The organism is Microlunatus sp. Gsoil 973, from assembly GCF_009707365.1.
Lineage (GTDB): Bacteria > Actinomycetota > Actinomycetes > Propionibacteriales > Propionibacteriaceae > Microlunatus.
Genome location: NZ_CP046122.1, coordinates 576,813 through 593,173, shown reverse-complemented (window position 1 = coordinate 593,173; position 16,361 = coordinate 576,813). Strand labels below are relative to the sequence as shown.

16 protein-coding genes and 1 pseudogene are annotated in these 16,361 nt (G+C 66.4%); 7 read left to right on the top strand and 10 right to left on the bottom strand.

Annotation, left to right across the window (positions count from 1 at the left end; genetic code table 11):
- Positions 1 to 48: 48 nt before the first annotated feature.
- The 5 genes and pseudogenes from GJV80_RS02750 to GJV80_RS02735 form a co-directional block, all read left to right on the top strand.
- Positions 49 to 906 (top strand): annotated as a pseudogene (locus GJV80_RS02750) (RimK family alpha-L-glutamate ligase); the annotation flags it as partial.
- Positions 892 to 1,242: a cation:proton antiporter regulatory subunit gene (locus tag GJV80_RS24885; RefSeq protein WP_370518882.1), complete on the top strand. Its 351-nt coding sequence runs from the start codon at positions 892 to 894 to the stop codon at positions 1,240 to 1,242. The pseudogene GJV80_RS02750 and the gene GJV80_RS24885, both read left to right, overlap by 15 nt.
- 171 nt (positions 1,243 to 1,413) lie before the next feature.
- Positions 1,414 to 2,544 (top strand): polyprenyl synthetase family protein, encoded by a 1,131-nt coding sequence (locus GJV80_RS02745; RefSeq protein ID WP_154689982.1) that lies wholly within the window; start codon positions 1,414 to 1,416, stop codon positions 2,542 to 2,544.
- 655 nt (positions 2,545 to 3,199) lie between these two features.
- A complete protein-coding gene (locus GJV80_RS02740; RefSeq protein ID WP_154686592.1) occupies positions 3,200 to 3,526 on the top strand; it encodes a helix-turn-helix transcriptional regulator in 327 nt (108 codons plus the stop codon).
- A 2-nt stretch (positions 3,527 to 3,528) separates the two neighbouring features.
- On the top strand, positions 3,529 to 4,005 hold the full coding sequence (locus GJV80_RS02735; RefSeq protein ID WP_154686591.1) for an SRPBCC family protein: 477 nt from the start codon (positions 3,529 to 3,531) through the stop codon (positions 4,003 to 4,005).
- Positions 4,006 to 4,103: 98 nt separating this feature from the next.
- Here the strand turns inward: GJV80_RS02735 and GJV80_RS02730 are convergent, their stop codons facing one another.
- The 9 genes from GJV80_RS02730 to GJV80_RS02695 form a co-directional block, all read right to left on the bottom strand.
- Positions 4,104 to 4,985, bottom strand: a complete 882-nt coding sequence (locus GJV80_RS02730) for an ABC transporter ATP-binding protein (protein ID WP_230208069.1) — start codon at positions 4,983 to 4,985, stop codon at positions 4,104 to 4,106.
- Positions 4,982 to 5,398, bottom strand: a complete 417-nt coding sequence (locus GJV80_RS23550) for an ATP-binding cassette domain-containing protein (protein ID WP_230208068.1) — start codon at positions 5,396 to 5,398, stop codon at positions 4,982 to 4,984. Before GJV80_RS23550 ends, GJV80_RS02730 begins: the two co-directional genes overlap by 4 nt.
- A gap of 48 nt (positions 5,399 to 5,446) precedes the next feature.
- Positions 5,447 to 5,815, bottom strand: a complete 369-nt coding sequence (locus GJV80_RS23545) for an ATP-binding cassette domain-containing protein (RefSeq protein ID WP_230208067.1) — start codon at positions 5,813 to 5,815, stop codon at positions 5,447 to 5,449.
- The gene (locus GJV80_RS02720) at positions 5,812 to 6,702 is read right to left on the bottom strand and encodes an ABC transporter permease (RefSeq protein ID WP_154686590.1); all 891 of its coding nucleotides are present in this window, start codon (positions 6,700 to 6,702) and stop codon (positions 5,812 to 5,814) included. Before GJV80_RS02720 ends, GJV80_RS23545 begins: the two co-directional genes overlap by 4 nt.
- A gap of 16 nt (positions 6,703 to 6,718) precedes the next feature.
- Positions 6,719 to 7,825, bottom strand: coding sequence for an ABC transporter permease (locus GJV80_RS02715; RefSeq protein WP_230208066.1), 1,107 nt, complete (start codon positions 7,823 to 7,825; stop codon positions 6,719 to 6,721).
- Complete coding sequence (locus GJV80_RS02710; RefSeq protein ID WP_154686589.1) at positions 7,822 to 9,678, bottom strand: ABC transporter substrate-binding protein; 1,857 nt, start codon at positions 9,676 to 9,678, stop codon at positions 7,822 to 7,824. Before GJV80_RS02710 ends, GJV80_RS02715 begins: the two co-directional genes overlap by 4 nt.
- A gap of 395 nt (positions 9,679 to 10,073) precedes the next feature.
- Entirely contained in the window at positions 10,074 to 10,922 is an 849-nt protein-coding gene (locus GJV80_RS02705) for a sugar phosphate isomerase/epimerase (RefSeq protein ID WP_230208065.1), read from the bottom strand.
- Positions 10,919 to 12,103, bottom strand: a complete 1,185-nt coding sequence (locus tag GJV80_RS02700; RefSeq protein ID WP_154686587.1) for a dihydrodipicolinate synthase family protein — start codon at positions 12,101 to 12,103, stop codon at positions 10,919 to 10,921. The genes GJV80_RS02705 and GJV80_RS02700 overlap by 4 nt, the downstream gene beginning before the upstream one ends.
- Entirely contained in the window at positions 12,100 to 13,245 is a 1,146-nt protein-coding gene (locus GJV80_RS02695; RefSeq protein ID WP_230208064.1) for a Gfo/Idh/MocA family protein, read from the bottom strand. The genes GJV80_RS02700 and GJV80_RS02695 overlap by 4 nt, the downstream gene beginning before the upstream one ends.
- A 163-nt stretch (positions 13,246 to 13,408) precedes the next feature.
- Between GJV80_RS02695 and GJV80_RS02690 the strand changes: the two genes are divergently transcribed.
- Positions 13,409 to 14,479 (top strand): LacI family DNA-binding transcriptional regulator, encoded by a 1,071-nt coding sequence (locus GJV80_RS02690; protein ID WP_230208063.1) that lies wholly within the window; start codon positions 13,409 to 13,411, stop codon positions 14,477 to 14,479.
- Positions 14,480 to 14,640: 161 nt separating this feature from the next.
- Positions 14,641 to 15,750 carry an ankyrin repeat domain-containing protein gene (locus GJV80_RS02685; protein WP_154686586.1) on the top strand — a complete coding sequence of 370 codons (1,110 nt, stop codon included), beginning with the start codon at positions 14,641 to 14,643 and terminating at the stop codon, positions 15,748 to 15,750.
- Here the strand turns inward: GJV80_RS02685 and GJV80_RS24880 are convergent.
- The gene (locus tag GJV80_RS24880) at positions 15,731 to 16,351 is read right to left on the bottom strand and encodes a thiamine phosphate synthase (protein WP_370518881.1); all 621 of its coding nucleotides are present in this window, start codon (positions 16,349 to 16,351) and stop codon (positions 15,731 to 15,733) included. The genes GJV80_RS02685 and GJV80_RS24880 overlap by 20 nt on opposite strands.
- Between the last annotated feature and the right edge of the window lie 10 nt (positions 16,352 to 16,361).

Below are 16,361 nucleotides of genomic sequence, written 5' to 3'. Positions count from 1 at the left end.
ACCAGGCCGCACCATCGGTTCACACACCATCGGGTAAGAAGGGCCTCTGTGAAGATCGCCATCCTGTCCCGTGCACCGCACAGCTACAGCACCCAGCGGCTGCGCGCTGCGGCCCTCGATCGCGGCCACGCGGCGCGCGTGCTGGACACGATGCGGTTCGCGATCGACCTGTCCGGGGACGAAGCCGACCTGCAGTACCGCGGCCGCCGGTTGAGCGACTACGACGCGATCGTCCCCAGGATCGGAAACTCGATCACCTACTACGGCACCGCTGTCGTACGGCAGTTCGAGCAGATGGACGTCTACACGCCGAACCCGGCAGCCGGCATCTCCAACTCCCGCGACAAGCTGCGCGCCAACCAGATCCTGTCCCGGCACGGCATCGCGATGCCGCCGACCGCGTTCGTCCGGGACAAGGCGGACGTGATCCCGGCCATCGAACGCGTCGGCGGCGCGCCGGTCGTACTCAAACTGCTGGAGGGCACTCAGGGCATCGGGGTGATCCTGGCCCCGGACATCAAGGTCGCCGAAGCGATCATCGAGACGCTGCAGTCCACCCGCCAGAACGTCCTGATCCAGAAGTTCATCCGGGAGTCCCGGGGCCGGGACATCCGCGCCTTCGTGATCGGTGACCGGGTCGTCGCGGCGATGCGCCGCACCGCCAACGGCGAGGAGTTCCGGTCCAATGTGCATCGCGGCGGTGGTGTCGCGAAGGTCGAACTCGACGACCACTACGCCCGCACCGCGGTCCGTGCTGCCCAGATCATGGGACTCAAGGTGGCCGGCGTCGACATGCTCGAGGGCAACGACGGCCCTCTGGTCATGGAGGTCAACTCCTCCCCCGGGCTGCAGGGCATCGAGACCGCCACCAACCTGGATGTCGCCGGCGCGGTGATCGACTACATCGCCAACCAGGTCGCCTTTCCGCAGATCGACGTCCGCGAGCGCCTGTCGGTGTCCACGGGCTACGGTGTCGCCGAACTTGTCGTGCACGGCGATGCCAACCTGATCGGCAAGACGCTGGGCGACTCCGGGCTACGCGAGCGGGACATCGCCGTGCTCACCCTGCACCGCGGGCCGTCGGTCATCCCCAATCCGCAGGCCGACCACATCCTGGAGGCCGACGACCGGCTGTTGTGCTTCGGCAAGCTGGAGGAGATGCGATCGCTGATCCCCGAGCGACCGAAGCGCCGGCCGCGCGTGAAGCGACTGCCCAAGCAGCCGCTACCGCCCACAGAGTGATCAGTCGCCTGCCAGCCCCTCCAGCCGCACCAGCTGCTGCATCCCGCACCAGGTGTACCTGGTGCGGGATGCAGTGCTTGGTGCGGGAACAGGTGGCCCGGAAATCCTACGATTTGTAGTAGGTGGCTGTCCGGCGCAGAATCGACGCCGTACGCTCTATTCGTGACCACCCTGCCGGATCCCTCCGCACCGCTCAGCCCGGCCTTCACCGGAGCCGTGTCGGACGCCATCGCCGATTTCCTCGACCGGCAGGCCGCGATTCTGGCCAGCATGGGCACCGAGACCGAGCCATTGCTGCGGATCGCCCGGGATCTGGCCGCCGGCGGCAAGCGGCTGCGGCCGGCCTTCTGTTACTGGGGGTACGTCGCCGCAGCCGGCAGCCCGCCGGACGACTTGCGGGCCGGGCTGCTGCGGGCGGCTGCGAGTCTCGACCTGTTGCATGCCAGCGCGCTGGTCCACGACGACGTGATGGACGCCTCCGATCTGCGCCGCGGCCGGCCGGCCGCGCATCGCCAGTTCCAACAGCTGCACAGCGACCTGGGGTTCCTCGGCGACCCTGAGGCCTTCGGGCGATCGGGCGCGATCCTGGCCGGCGATCTGCTGCTGATCTGGTCGATGCAGATGTTGCACGATTCCGGTATCGGCCTCGGCGTACTCGATCGCGGCCTGCCGGTGCTCGAGGTGATGCGTACCGAGGTCACTGCGGGGCAGTTCCTCGACGTGGTGTCCCAGGCCCAGGACCGGTTCAGTTATCGACCCGCCGAGATGGCCGATGATCAGAAGCGGCTGCAACGGGCGCTGGATGAGGCCAGTCGGGTGGTGGAGTACAAGTCGGCCCGCTACACCGTACGTCGACCGCTCCAGTTCGGTGCGGCACTCGGTGGCGCGGATGATCAACTCCAGCAGCGATTGGGCGCGTTCGGTTCCCCGATCGGCCGGGCGTTCCAGTATCGCGACGATCTGCTCGGCGTCTTCGGTGACAGCCAACTCACCGGGAAGCCCAGCGGCGATGATCTTCGGGAGGGAAAGCGCACGGTACTTGTCGCCCAGGCACTGGCCGGCGCCGACTCCGCCGGGCGCAAGCTGCTGGAGACCCAGATCGGCAATCCCGACCTCGACGCGGACGGCATCGGTCAACTGCAAGAGGTGATCATCGCCTCGGGTGCCCGCGAGGCCGTGGAGAAGATGATCGACAACGATCACACCGAGGCGCTCGCCGCCCTCGCCGGCGCCGACATCACCGATGACGGCCTTACCGCCCTGACCGCCCTCGCCTCCGCTGCCGTCCGCCGCGAGTTCTAGCCCCTCCCGCCGAGGGGTCACAAAAACCCTGATCTTCGCGGCGTGTCGCCACCCCCTCATGCCGAGGGGTCAGTAAATCCCTCATCTGGTCGGCGTGTCGCGGTGCCGGGTGGGTGTGTCCAGCCTGCATGGGTGATGCTCGTTCGCGCACCGGGTTGGTGGCCCCCGCACGGGTTGCTCGACCACGCACCAGTTCGTCGCTCCCGCACCCGGCCGTTGGTCTCCCACCAGGTGGTCGACCGCGCACAAGTTCGTCCCCGCACCAGTTGGTCGCCCCCGCACAAGTACTTCCCGCACAAGTTCTTCCCCGCACCAGTTCGTCGCCCCCGCACCAGTTCCCCGACGGCGCACCAGTTCGTCGCCCCCGCACCAGTTCGTCGCTCCCGCAACCTTTCCTCGGCGCCGCACCGGCTGCAGGAGGTGCGCGGCCGAGGAAGTGGTGCGCCGACGAGGAAGTGGTGCGCCGTCGAGAAAGTGGTGCGCGGCGGAGAAGCCGGGCGTGGCCGAGAACGTGGTGCGACGTCGAGCCGCAGTGCGCCGTTCGAGCCTGCCGTGCGCGGCGAGCACGGCCCCGTCGACGCGAGCGGTGCGCGGCCGGAAATCGCCTGCGAATGCCTGTTGACTCAACCCATCGGTAAGCAGTAACTTACCGTTCGTGACGACTTACCAAGTCGATGGGTGGACGGCACTCGGAGATCCGCGACGGCGGGACATCCTCGAGCGCCTGGCACAGCAACCGCTGTCGGTGGCCGAGCTCGCCAAGACCCTGCCGATCAGCCGACCGGCGGTGTCCCAGCACCTCAAGGTGTTGCACGACGCCCGGCTGGTCGCTGTTGATCAACGGGGAACCCGCCGCATCTATCACGCCGACCCGGCGGGCCTCGAGCCGCTCCGCCGCGACCTGGACCGCTTCTGGACGACGACATTGCAGAACCTCAAACGCGTCGCAGAAGAGACTTTTCACTCAACACAAGGGGAATGATCATGACCGAGACAGCCGCACCCACTGCGATCCGTCACGAGATCGAGATCGGCGTACCGATCGATCATGCGTTCGCGGTCTTCCACGAGCAGTGGGACAAGATCAAGCCACATGATCACAATCCACAGGCCTCACCGGTCGTCGAATCGGTCTTCGAGCCGCGTGTCGGCGGCCATCTGTACGACAGGCTGGAGGACGGTAGCGAGAGCCGCTGGTCGCGAGTCCTGGTCTTCGAGCCGCCGCATCGATTCGTGATCAGCTGGGACATCGATCCGAATTGGCGAATCGAGACCGACCCCGACCAGTGCAGCGAGATCGAGGTCACCTTCACGTCCCTGGACGCCAGCCGTACCCGCGTCGAACTCGAGCACCGCAATCTCGATCGCCACGGTGAGGGCTGGGAGAACCTGCGCGAAGGCGTTTCCGGCGCCGACGGCTGGCCGCTCTACCTGCAGCGGTTCGCCGCAGCGGCCGGCTGACGGCCGGCGCCGAGGGGTCGATCTTCTCGGATCCGGCGGTGTGTGCCGACGACACACCGCGAATATCAGGGAATATCTGACCCCTCGGCGAGTCAGGGCTAGTCGATGAGGGGCTGGTCGATCAGGATCTGGTCGCCCTTGTCGTCGACGGTGATCCGGTCGGTCCAGCGCTGGTCGGGATCAGGTCGGGGAACCGAGTCCAACAGCAGTCGGGTGTAGGGATGCGACGGCTCGGCCATCACCGTATGCACCGAACCACTCTCGACGACCTTGCCGTTGGTGATCACCATCATCTCGCCGCCCAGATAGGACACGGTGGACAGGTCATGGGTGATGAACAACGTGGTCATCCGGTACTTCTCACCGAAGTCGAGCAGGATGTCCAGGAACGACTTGCGCACCTGGGCGTCCAGCATCGACACCGGCTCGTCGGCGATGATGAACGCCGGCCGGAGCAGATGCACCCGGGCCAGCATGATCCGTTGCCGCTGCCCGCCGGACAGCTGATGCGGATACCGACCCAGCACCTGTTTCGGGTCCAACCGTACGGCTGTCAGCGACTCCTCGATCCGTTCCTCGGCCGCCGCCCGGCTGTTCGCCACACCGAACTTGTGCGCGGCCTTCCAGAGCACCCGATCGACCCGGTAGACCGGGTTGAAGATCGCGTACGGATCCTGGAACACCGGCTGGACCTGTCGTCGATAGTCGTTGGAGCCGCTCCGGGACAGCCGGTAGATGTCCTTGCCGTCATAGGTGACCTCGCCGGCACTCGGTTTCTGCAGCCCGAGGATGATCCGGGCGATGGTGCTCTTCCCGCTGCCGCTCTGGCCGACCAGGCTGACCACCTGGGCCGCCTCCGAGGTCAGTGTGAAGCTCACCCCGTCCACGGCGGTCATGAAGCCGCTCGTGGTGCCCCGGGCATGGAACTCCTGGCTCACGTTGTCCAGGTCGATCCGATGACCCGCCGACTCCGTAGTCACGATGCCCTCCGTTCCTCGATCGTCGGAATGGAGTCGATCAAGGCCGTTGTGTAAGGATCCTGCGGATCCTTGAAGATCTGCCGAGTGTCGCCGACCTCGACGATCCTGCCCTCGTACATCACAGCGACCCGATCAGCGAGCTGGGCGTGTACGCCCATGTCGTGGGAGATCAGGATCAATGTCACGCCGAAGTCGTTGCGCAGATCCGACAGCGTCTGCAGGATCACCCGCTGGATCGTCACGTCGAGCGCGGTGGTCGGCTCGTCGGCGACGATCAGGTCCGGCTCCAGCGCGATGCAGATCGCCATCAACACCCGCTGTCGCATCCCGCCGGACAGCTCGTGCGGATACATGTTCGCCACCCGGGCCGGCAGCCCCACCGTGCCCAACAGCCGCGGTACGAGTTCGCCCAACTCCCCCGACGATGCGGGGCGTGTTCGACAATGACATCGGCGAACTGGTCACGGATCCTGGCCACCGGGTTGAGTGAGTTCATCGACCCTTGCGGCAGATAGGCCAGATTGCGCCAGCGTAGCCCGCGCAGCGCCTTGTCCCCCCACCCGGAGAAGATCAACTTCGCTTCTGTCCCGGGGACGGAAGAGGATCGATCCGGCGGTCACTCTGCCGGGCCGCTTGAGCAACCGCAGCAGCGCAACAGCCAAGGTGCTCTTGCCACTCCCGGACTCCCCCGCCACGCCGAGGATCTCGCCCCGGCGTACGGCAAGATCAACACCGTCGACAGCCGACGGCGTACCCGGCCGGCTGCTGTACCTGACGGTCAGATCGGAGATCTGCAGAATGTCGTCCGGCTCCGACGCTCGATCCGTCACCGCTCACTCCTCAGTCTCGGGTTGTAGACCTCCTCCAGTCCGATGTTGACCATGTTCAACGCCGCGAACAGCAACGTCAGCAGGCCGATCGGTACCACGAACATCGGCCACGCGCCCAGCGTCAACGCACCGGTGGAGATCGCCGAATAGATGATGTGACCCAGATCGATCACGCCGCTCGGCCCGAGGCCGATGACCTCGAGACCGACCAGGCCGAAGATCGCGCCGAGTGCAGCCGATGCAAAACCGACACCGATGAACGGCGCAAGATTGGGCAGCAGCTCGGTGACGATCACCTCCATCGCCCCGGCCTTGCTCACCTTGGCCAGTTCGACGTACGGCCTGGTGCGCAGGCTGAGCACCTGCGATCTGATGATCTTGGCAGCGAACGGCCAACTGAAGATCGACAACATCAGGCCGACCTGGAAGAGGGTCACCTCCTTCGCGTACGCCGACAGCGCGATCAGCAGCGGGAACGTGGGAATCACCAGCAGGATTCCGGTGAACGTCGACAGTACGGCGTCGACCCAGCCGCCGAGATAGCCGGCCAGGAACGCCACCACCACACCGATCGCAGTCGAGATCACGCCCGCGATTGCGCCGATCTGCAGCGAGGTCGACATCGATCCGATGATCATCGACAGGACGTCCCGGCCCAATTGATCGGTGCCGAGCGGATGTGCCGGAGACGGCACCAGCCAGCGTTCGTAGGCAGCCACCGCGACCGGGTCGGACCCGTGTCCGATTGCCCTACTGACCAGCGGACTGCTCAACGATGCCAACACCAGCAGGGCCAGGACGATCAGCCCGCCGGCCAACTTCGGACTGCTGCGGACGACGCCGACCGGCGCCCTGAGCACCCGGCCGATCGTTGCCGTCGAAGTCATGATCGACATCAGTCCGTCACCCCCAGTACTTCACGCGCGGATCCAGGAACGGCAGCACCAGGTCCAGGATCAGGTTGATGGTCAGCACCGAGATGATCGCCATGTCGGTGACCGCCAGGATCGTGTTGAAGTCCAACTGCTGGATCGCCGTGACCAGCGTGCTGCCCAGTCCGGGATAGTTGAACAGCTGTTCGACCAACACGTTGCCGTTGAAGATGAAGCCCAACGACAGGCCGAAGGCCGTCACCTGCGGCAGGTAACAGTTCCGGAGGGCGTACCGGGTCAGGATGTCGCCGGGACGAAGCCCCTTGGCCTCGGCATAGAGCAGGTAGTCCTCACCGAGCACCGGGATCATCAGCATTCGCGTCGACAGCAACCAGTTGAAGATGCCGATGATCACGATCGACGCCGCCGGCAGGATCCCGTGCTGCAGCACACTGCCGATGAATTGCGGCGAGAACGCCACCGGGATGTTGGAGTCGTACGCCGACCGCGCCGGCAACCAGCCCAGCGAATAGGCGAAGACGTAGACCAGGATCAGCGCCACGAAGTAGAACGGCACGTGCCCGAGCATGATCGCCAGGTTGGTGGCGACCTCGGCACCCGGCTTGCCGCGGCGCCAGCCCGCCACCGCCCCGGCACCCAACCCGGCAACCCAGGCGATCACCGCCGAGATGCCCAACAGTCCGATCGTCCAGGGCAGCGACTGCATGATCACGTCCTGCGCCGGGGTCGGATAGTTGATCAAGGACGGACCGAAGTCATGATCGATGATCAACTTCTTCATGTGGTGCAGATACTGCACGAAGATGTTGCCGTCCAGGCCGAACTCGTGCTGGTACCGGGCGATCACCTCCGCGCTGGCCTGCACGTTGTAGACGTAGTTCTGCTGGAGGGTCTGGATGAAGGTCTGGATCGGATCGCCCGGGATCAACCGGAAGAAGAAGAACGCGATGGTCAACGCGCCCCACATCTCGATCAGGTACAGCCCGAAGCGGCGGACCGCGTACGCAACGAGTGGATGCCGGGCGAGGACCGACCGGACACCGACCGCCCGGGCGGCCGGCACCGGATCGGGTGGGGACTTGCGATCGTCCGCCCGGGTCGTCGCCATCGAGGTCATGCCGGCGCTTTCCGGCCGCTCGGCTGGATCTTGCCGATGACGAACATGAAATGGCCCCACCAGTTCAACGGCACCTGGTAGAGGTTGTTGTCGGTCGGCCAACCGGTCCAGAACGCCGTGTTGAAGTACTGCGGGTAACCGGTCTGGATGATCGGGATCACCGGCAGGTCCTCGTAGTAGATCTCCAGTGCCTTGGCCAGCAACTGCTTGGCCTCGTTGGACGTGGGATCCATGTTGGCCAACTGCTTGGACAGATCATCCAGCCGCTTGTCGCGCAACCGCACGTTGTTCCGGCCGACCGCGTTCTTGCCCACCGGCACCGCCCGATCGCTCTGCAGGTTGCGGTACAGCTGCTCGGGATCCCAGGAGACGTCGCACACCCACTGGGAGCTGATGTCGAACTCGCCGCGCTGCCACTTGTCGTCGTGTACCGAGCCGCTGAGACTGCGGATGGTCGCATCGACGCCCAGCTTGACCAGTTGGTCCCTGACCAGCTTGGCCATCACGTACTCGGCTCCGTCGACGGCGACCGGCGTGATGATCTCGATGGAGGCCGGCTTGCCCTTGTACATCCGCTTGCCGTTGCTGCCCTTCGGGGCGATCTCGTCCAGCAGGTCCTCGGCCTTGGCCGGGTCGTAGGTGAACGGGTACTTGTCCGCGACCTCCTGGTCCTCCCACTTCTTGTTGCTGGGATAGTCGGCCCAGGGATAGTGGGCCGGCGGCACCTTGACCGGCCAGACGTTCGTACCGTCCTTGACCCGGTCGATCAGGTAGTTGATCACCCAGTGCATCTTCGGCTCGGCGATGATGCCGCGGGAGGGGTCGTTGTTCAGCCAGAAGGCCCGCGGGCACGGGTCGTGGAACTGGGTGGTGACCAGCGCCGGATAGCCCTTGGCACGCAGCGCTTTCGCGTGTTCCTCGTCGATCGAACCGACGTCGACCTGTGCGCGTTCGAAGGCCAGAGACGCGGAGTCGGCCTGTTTCGCGGTGCTGATGTAGACCACGTACTGAGGCTTGGGGTCGAGCTTGGCCTTGTTCCAGTAGTCGGGATTCTTCTTCCAGACAAACATCTTCTGGCTCTGGATGGCCTTGTCCAGGACGTACGGTCCGCTGCGCACCGGCGGGTTGTCCCGGAACTTCAGCGGATCCTTGCCCTCCCAGACGTGCTTGGGGCGGATGTCGAAGCCGCCGACTATCACCGCGATGAACCCGTAGTGGAACCGCGGGTTCGGTTTGGTCATGGTGATCACCGCGGTCTGCGGATCCGGTGTGTCGACCGACTTGGTGAACTCGGTCAGGTCTCCGCCGCCGCCGAGCAGATCCTGCCTGCTCCGCAACAGATCGACGGTGAACTTGAAGTCGGCCGAGGTCAGCGCCTGGCCGTCGTTCCACTTGGCGTTCGGGTCGAAGTGGAAGGTCAGTTCGGTGAAGTCGTCGTTGTACTTGTAGTCGGTGCACAACCACGGCATCAGCTCGCCAGTCGCCAGGTTTAGATAGAACATGTACTCCTTGACGAAGATGTCGAACCCGGACGCGCCCGGTGCGCCATTGGGCACCATGGAGTTCCAGTTGTTGAACACCGTGAAGTCGGTCTGCGCGACGATCAAGGTCTGCTCGCGCGGAGTCGGGATGTTCGCCTTCCCGACCTCGAGCGGCATCGTGTTCTTCTTGCCTCCGTTGTTTCCGGAGTTGCGGTCACTGTAGGAACCGCCACCTCCTCCGGAACAGGCACTCAGCAAGCCGCCGGCCGCGACCGCGGCTCCGCCGGCGAGCAGATTGCGCCGACTCAGATATCGCAGGACGTCGGCGACGTCTTCGACATGGCGTTGAGGGGGACGTCGAGAAATGGGCATAGCCATCTCCTTCCAGCGCTCGGTACGTCGTTGTCACACAACCACTGGTGGTGCTTGGGGATTAATCAAGCGGCTGAACTATGTCCCGGTCAAGCTCCTACGGGAAAATGGTTCGAATTCGGGACGCAAGGATCGGGGTTTGCTGGAACATCTGCGTTTCGCCTGGTGTCGAACCGCTTAAGCGTTGGATGCTGAGAAGTTGGGCCCGGCGTCTGTCCGGCGTTCGCGTACGGAATTCGTACGATTTGATTGAAATTTGGTGCAATTCGGTCGAGGCAATCGTTGCGGCCGCGGCCCCGGTCGCGACACCGCAGGGATTGGGGATTTTGTGACCCCTCGGCATGAGCGGGTCGCGACACACCGCCAATATGAGGGGATTTAGTGACCCCTCGGCGTCAGGGGAGGTGGGGTTCGATGAGGGCGTGGTAGCGGTCGGCGACCAGGGCCGCGACCTCGGCGAAGGGGCGGTCCCAGACATCTGCGTTGAAGATCTCGCACTCCACATCGCCGGCGTAGCCGGTGGCGGCGACCGCGGCGGTGATCGGCCCGAAGTCGATGTGCCCGTCTCCCGGAACGCCGCGGGCCAGCAGATTGTCCGCCGGCAGCGGGGTGATCCAGTCGCAGACCTGATAGCTCGTGATCCGTTCCCGGCCGGCGCGGGCGATCTGGGCGATCACCTCCGGATCCCACCACAGGTGGAAGGTGTCGACGACGACGCCGACCGCCTCCGCCGGGAACTGCTCGGCGATGTCCAGAGCCTGGCCAAGCGTGTTGATCACCGCCCGGTCCGCGGCATACATCGGATGCAGGGGTTCCAGCGCCAGGGTGACCCCGGCATCGGCGGCGTCACCGGCCAATGCGCCGATCGCGTCCCTGACCCGCTCCCGGGCGCCGACAAGATCTCGGTCACCCGCCGGGAGTCCCCCGCAGACCAGCACCAGGATCTCGGTGCCGAGCCGGTGCGCCTCCTCCAGCGCACGTCGGTTGTCGTCCAGAGCCCTGTCCCGTTCGGGCCCCGACGCGACCGTGAAGAAGCCGCCGCGGCACAGGCTGGAGACCCGGAGTCCGGAGTCTGCGACCAGGTCGACGGCCCTGTCCAGGCCGACCTCCTGGACCGGCTCCCGCCACAATCCGATGCTGCGGTAGCCGGCGTCGACGGCGACCTGCAGGGCTTCGGACAGGGTCGCGTACTTGATCGTCGCCTGGTTCAGCGAGAGTCGCCCGTGACTGGTTGTCGCGCTCACGACACGGCCTCGATTCCGTTCAGGGCAAGGAATCCATGCCATCGCGCCGCGGCAAGATCGGGGGCGGTCAGCGCATTGGCATCGATCGCCAACCGGACGATCTCCGACAGATGCGGCAGGCTGCGGGCACTGTGCAGGCCGCCGACCATCGCCGGACTCGGCTGGTGCCCGTTCAGCCAGGAGAGGAACGCCACTCCGGTCTTGTAGTAGAACGTCGGCGTAGCGAAGATCTGCCGGGCCAGGGCCTCGGTCGGATCGAGCAGTGCGTGATACCGATCATGATCATCCGCGTCCAGCGCCTGGATCGCGGCAGAGGCGTTCGGGGCGACCGCGGCGAAGGCGCCGAGCAGAGCGTCGGAATACCGCCGGCCGTCACCTTCGATCAGTCGCGAGTAGTTGTAGTCGTCGCCGGTGAACAGCCGTACCCCGTCCGGCAGTTCGGCGCGCAGGCTGATCTCCGCCTCGGCGTCCAGCAGACTCATCTTGATCCCGCGCACCCGCGCGACATGATCACCGATGATCTCCAGGACGATCTTGCTCGCGTCACCGGTGTCCGGACTACCGAAGTAGCCGGCAAGTTGCGGATCGAACGCCTCACCGAGCCAGTGCAGGATCACCGGACGCTCTGCCTCAGCAAGCACGCGGTCGTAGACGGTCAGGTAGTCCTCGGCCGACCGCGCCGCGCGGGCCAGATGACGGCTGGCCATCAGTACGACGCCGGCTCCCTGGTCCTGCGCGAACGCGAGCTGCTCGAGATATCCCGCGACGACCCGATCGAGGCCGATCACCGGCTCGTCGATGTGATCGGTGTTCACCCCGACGACGATGGCGTCGGAAAGATCAGCGAAACCCGATTCCCCCCTGGCCTCGGCGGTGCTCCGCTTGATCAACTCCCGGGTGGCCGCCGCGTCGAGACCCATGTTCCGCTGCGCGGTGTCCATCGCGTCCGCGACCCCGAGCCCCCAGGACCACAGGTGGCGGCGGAAGCCGAGGGTGGCGTCCCAGTCGATCTCCGCCGGCGCTCCGGGCACGTTGTCCGCCCAGGCCAGCGGCACCACGTGTGCAGCGGCGAAGGCCGTCCGGGACCGCAGCGGCCCGGTCGGCCGGGCCAGCGGCTCGGCTGCGCCGATCGGGTACGACGTCAACCGGCCATGATCATCGACCAGAGTGACCGAGGTCATCGGGCGGGCACCTCGACCCGGCTACCGGTCAAGGAACTCCGGGCGGCCAGCTCGGCCAGCCGCACGCCGCGGGCACCGGACCGGAAGTCGTACGGGTGCGGGCCGTCCTCGACGACATGCCGGATGAAATCCTCCCACTGGGCACGGAACCCGTTGCCCATCGGACTCGTCTCCGGCACCTCGTGCCAGTCGGCCAGATAGTCATGATCATCTCTGACGTCGGGATTCCAGGTCGGCCGCGGGGTCGCGTTCCGCGGCTGGATCCGGGCGCCGAACAGTCCGACAACGGCGCTGCCATGGGTGCCGTCCACCTGGAACTCGACCAGCTCCCGGCGATTGACCCTGACGTCCCAGCTGGAGTTGATCTGGGCGATCACTCCGCCTTCGAGTTCGAACACCGCGTACGCCGCGTCGTCGGCGGTGGCGGTGTAGGTCCTGCCCTGCTCGTCGACCCGCTGGGGTATGTGCGTCGCTGCCCGGGCGTAGACCGACTCGACCCGGCCGAACAGGTTCTCCAGCACGTAGTTCCAGTGCGGGAACATGTCCATCACGATGCCACCGCCGTCCTCGGCCCGGTAGTTCCAGCTCGGCCGTTGCGCCGGCATCCAGTCGCCCTCGAAGACCCAGTAGCCGAACTCGCCGCGGACCGCGAAGATCCGCCCGAAGAACCCGGAGTCGATCAACAGCCGCAGCTTCCGCAGGCCCGGCAGATAGAGCTTGTCGTGCACCACGCCGTTCTTCAGCCCGGCGGCCTCGGCCAGCCGGATCAGCTCCTCGGCCTCCTGGGAGGTCTCCGCGATCGGCTTCTCGGCGTAGATATGCTTCCCGGCCGCGATCGCCTTCTTGACCGCGGGCACCCGGGCGCTGGTCAACTGGGTGTCGAAGTAGATGTCGGTGCCGGCGTCGGACAACGCGGCGTCCAGGTCGGTGGTCCAGTCGGCGATGTCGTGCCGCTTGGCGATATCGGCCAGCTTGTCCGCACTGCGGCCCATCAGCACCGGCCGGACGTTGACCCGGCGGCCGCCGGCAAGCTCGACACCCCCGTCGGCGCGGATGGCCAACAGGCTGCGCACCAGGTGCTGCCGGTAACCCATCCGCCCGGTCACGCCGTTGACGATGATGCCGAGTTCGTTGGTTGTCACGTTGTTACGTTCTCTCTGCCGTTCGGTCTGTCTCGAATGTCCTCGAAGCCCAGCTGTCACCGAGCGTGATGGAAAGCGCTTGCCAGCGTAGTGGTCCCCTTTGGCCGCGTCAATTACACCGATCAGGTGGCGAGACTGGAAAGCGTGTGTCTAGGCTGGTCCCGTGAAGGACCCCGACAACGACGTGGAGTCCGGCAGCCAGACCACCCCGCCGGCCCACAACGCGACGCTCAGTGATGTCGCGCGCGAGGCAGGGGTGTCGTTGGCCACGGCTTCCCGATCGCTGAACGGGTCCAGCAGGACGGTCCGCGAGGAGTACCGCCAGCGGGTTCTCGCCGCGGCCCGCCGGTTGAACTATTCGGCCAACCACTCCGCCCAGGCGGTCGCCCGCGGAACCAGCCAGACCGTCGCGCTGATCGTCTCCGACATCGCCGACCCGTACTTCTCCTCCATCGCTTCCGGAGTGATGCGCGCCTGCGAGGACCAGGGGCTGGTGGTCACCATGTCGATCACCGAACGACGTCCCGAACGCGAGGCCGCCCTGGTCCGGGCGCTGCGCGGCATGCGCCCGCGCTCGCTGATCATGGTCGGCAGCCGCCGGGCGGATGCCCGGGCGAGCCAGGACCTGCAGGCCGAGCTCGGCGCCTACGAGTCCTCCGGCGGGCGGGTCACCATGATCGCCCAGCCGACGATGCCGTTCCGTACGGTCGCGATCCGCAACGAGGACGCCGCCGCCGAACTGGCCGAGCAACTGGTCGGCCTCGGCTATCGGTCGATGGCTGTGCTGGCCGGACCGGAACAGCTGTTCACCGCCAGGGACCGGGTCCGCGGATTCGTCGGGCGTTGTCGCGAACTCGGGGTGCAGATCCCGCAGCGGCGGATCGTCCACGGCGACTTCACCCGGGACGGCGGATTCGTCGCCGCAGCCGAGCTGCATCGACGCGATCTCTCCGACACCGAACTGGTCTTCGCCGCCAACGACGTGATGGCGGTCGGCGCGATGGCGTACTTCCGGACGGCCGGCCTGGCACTCGGACGCGACATCGCGATCGCCGGATTCGACGACATCGAGACGCTGCGTGACGTCTCTCCCGCGCTGACCACCGTCGCCCTGCCGCTGCAACAGATCGGCGAGGCCGCCGTATCACTCGCCCTGGACGACCATCCCGCCAGCCGGATCGTGCCGATCGACGGGTCGGTGATCGTCCGGGAGAGCACGCCGCGGCGACGCTGAGCGGCGCAACCGGCGCGTGCTACCGTGGCGACGAGCGCGTCAGGGCGCCACCACGTTCGCGGAAAGGGCCACAGCCCACCTGAGCTCTATTGATCTTGGTCGATGAGTTCCTGACTCCACACCCGACCGGCGAACACGGGACTCGGAGCCGAGGAGCCCTCATGACCGATGTACGCCCCCGCAACCTTCCGGAGTTTCCCCGTCTCGAACGCCTGCGAGCCGAGGCCCGCCAACTGCAGCATGGCCTGAGAACGGGTGATCCGCAGGCGGCCGCGTTGGCATCCCGCTTTGCCCCGGCCGGTCGTGATCTCGACCTTGATCATCCCTCACTGGCGACAGCACAATGGCTGCTGGCCCGAAGTTACGGCTTCCCCAGCTGGCCGGCACTGAAGCACCGGCTGGAGATCATCGCCGAATTCACCCGTACCCCGGAACCCGCAGGAACGCTCCCGGATGAAGACGACCGCGCAGCGCTGGTCGACCACCTGCTGCGGCTCAGCGTTCTCAACTACACCAGGGATCGCGAGCGGAACTTCGACGAGCCGCGCCGGCTGCTCGACCGGTGGCCCGACCTGGCAACCGCCGACATCTTCACCATTGCGGTCACCGGCCGAGCCGATGATCTTCGCCAGGTCCTCGACCTCGACCCCGGCGCGGCGAACCGGACCGGCGGGCCGTACGACTGGCCACCGCTGATCTACCTGACCTCGGGCCGGATCGCCGACGGGCCTGCAGCGGTGGCCTGCACCCGGATCCTCCTCGATGCCGGAGCCGACCCGAACACCGGCTATCTCTGGCACGGTCTGACCTCGCCGTTCACGGCGCTGACCTGCGCCCTCGGCGGTGGGGAGCAGGACCAGCCTCCCCATCCGGCGGCCATCGAGATCGCCCGGATGTTGCTGGACGCCGGTGCTGATCCGAACGACAACCAGGCGCTCTACAACCGATGGTTCCGGCCGGACAATGATCACCTGGAACTGCTCTTCTCCTACGGCCTGGGCGAGGACCGGCCCAGCGTCTGGCGGGACCGGCTCGGCACGGGCTACCCGACACCCGAGGAGATGCTCGGCGAACAGCTGCGGTGGGCCGCCGACCACGGCTACACCGACCGGGTACGGCTGCTGCTCGACCATGGCGTCGACCCGGACGGTCGCGGCTACCATCCGATCTACGGCAGCAGGTCCGCAGCGGAGCTGGCTGCCGCCTCCGGGCACGACGACATCGTCGCCCTGCTCGCCAACGGTCCCACCATCAGCAACACCGAAGGCTGAGATTGACGGTCAGGACTGGTCGGCCAGGGCTGCAAAGGTCAGCCGGGTCAGTTCGGGATCTGAGGCCCAGACCTCGCGCAGTCGTTGGGAGAGCCGCTGCGCCGTCCGGTGCGGATCCGCGGCCCTGGTCAGGGTGTCCCTGACCGCGATCCGCCGGACCCCGACGGTGATCGCCTCCTCCAACCGGGCAGCGTCGAACTCTCCGGCGGCGTACCAGGGTTTGGATCCCATCGATCCGACTGGTGCCAGGCCGGCGGCCTCGGCGGCCAGTTCGAGTCCGGCCCGAGCGTCCACCATGAGGGAAGTCGATCGTGGGTTCGCCGAGCAGGCGGCGCAGCTGCGAACCGTCCGAGGCCGTACTGCCCAACCGAGTGAACCGGCCGAGCCGGGAACGGAAGTCCGCCAGCTCCGCGGTTCCGCCGGCGTCGGACAGGTGAACGGCGTCGGCACCGAAGTCGGCGGCCAGCCGGGCGGAGTCGCTCACCATCACCAGGTGTCGATGCCGTGCCGCGACGTCCCAGGCGGTCCGCAGCGCCGCGAGCTCGACGTCATGATCCAGACCGGGTTCGTGGATTCGGACGACGTCGACGCCTCCGGTCACCACCGATTCC

What these genes read in the sequence shown, in the direction of transcription:
- GJV80_RS02735 (WP_154686591.1), top strand. Translation starts at nt 3,529, where the DNA reads ATGACCGAGACAGCCGCACCCACTGCGATCCGTCACGAGATCGAGATC.
- GJV80_RS02720 (WP_154686590.1), bottom strand. Translation starts at nt 6,702, where the DNA reads ATGACTTCGACGGCAACGATCGGCCGGGTGCTCAGGGCGCCGGTCGGC.
- GJV80_RS02715 (WP_230208066.1), bottom strand. Translation starts at nt 7,825, where the DNA reads ATGACCTCGATGGCGACGACCCGGGCGGACGATCGCAAGTCCCCACCC.
- GJV80_RS02710 (WP_154686589.1), bottom strand. Translation starts at nt 9,678, where the DNA reads ATGCCCATTTCTCGACGTCCCCCTCAACGCCATGTCGAAGACGTCGCC.
- GJV80_RS02700 (WP_154686587.1), bottom strand. Translation starts at nt 12,103, where the DNA reads ATGACCTCGGTCACTCTGGTCGATGATCATGGCCGGTTGACGTCGTAC.
- GJV80_RS02685 (WP_154686586.1), top strand. Translation starts at nt 14,641, where the DNA reads ATGACCGATGTACGCCCCCGCAACCTTCCGGAGTTTCCCCGTCTCGAA.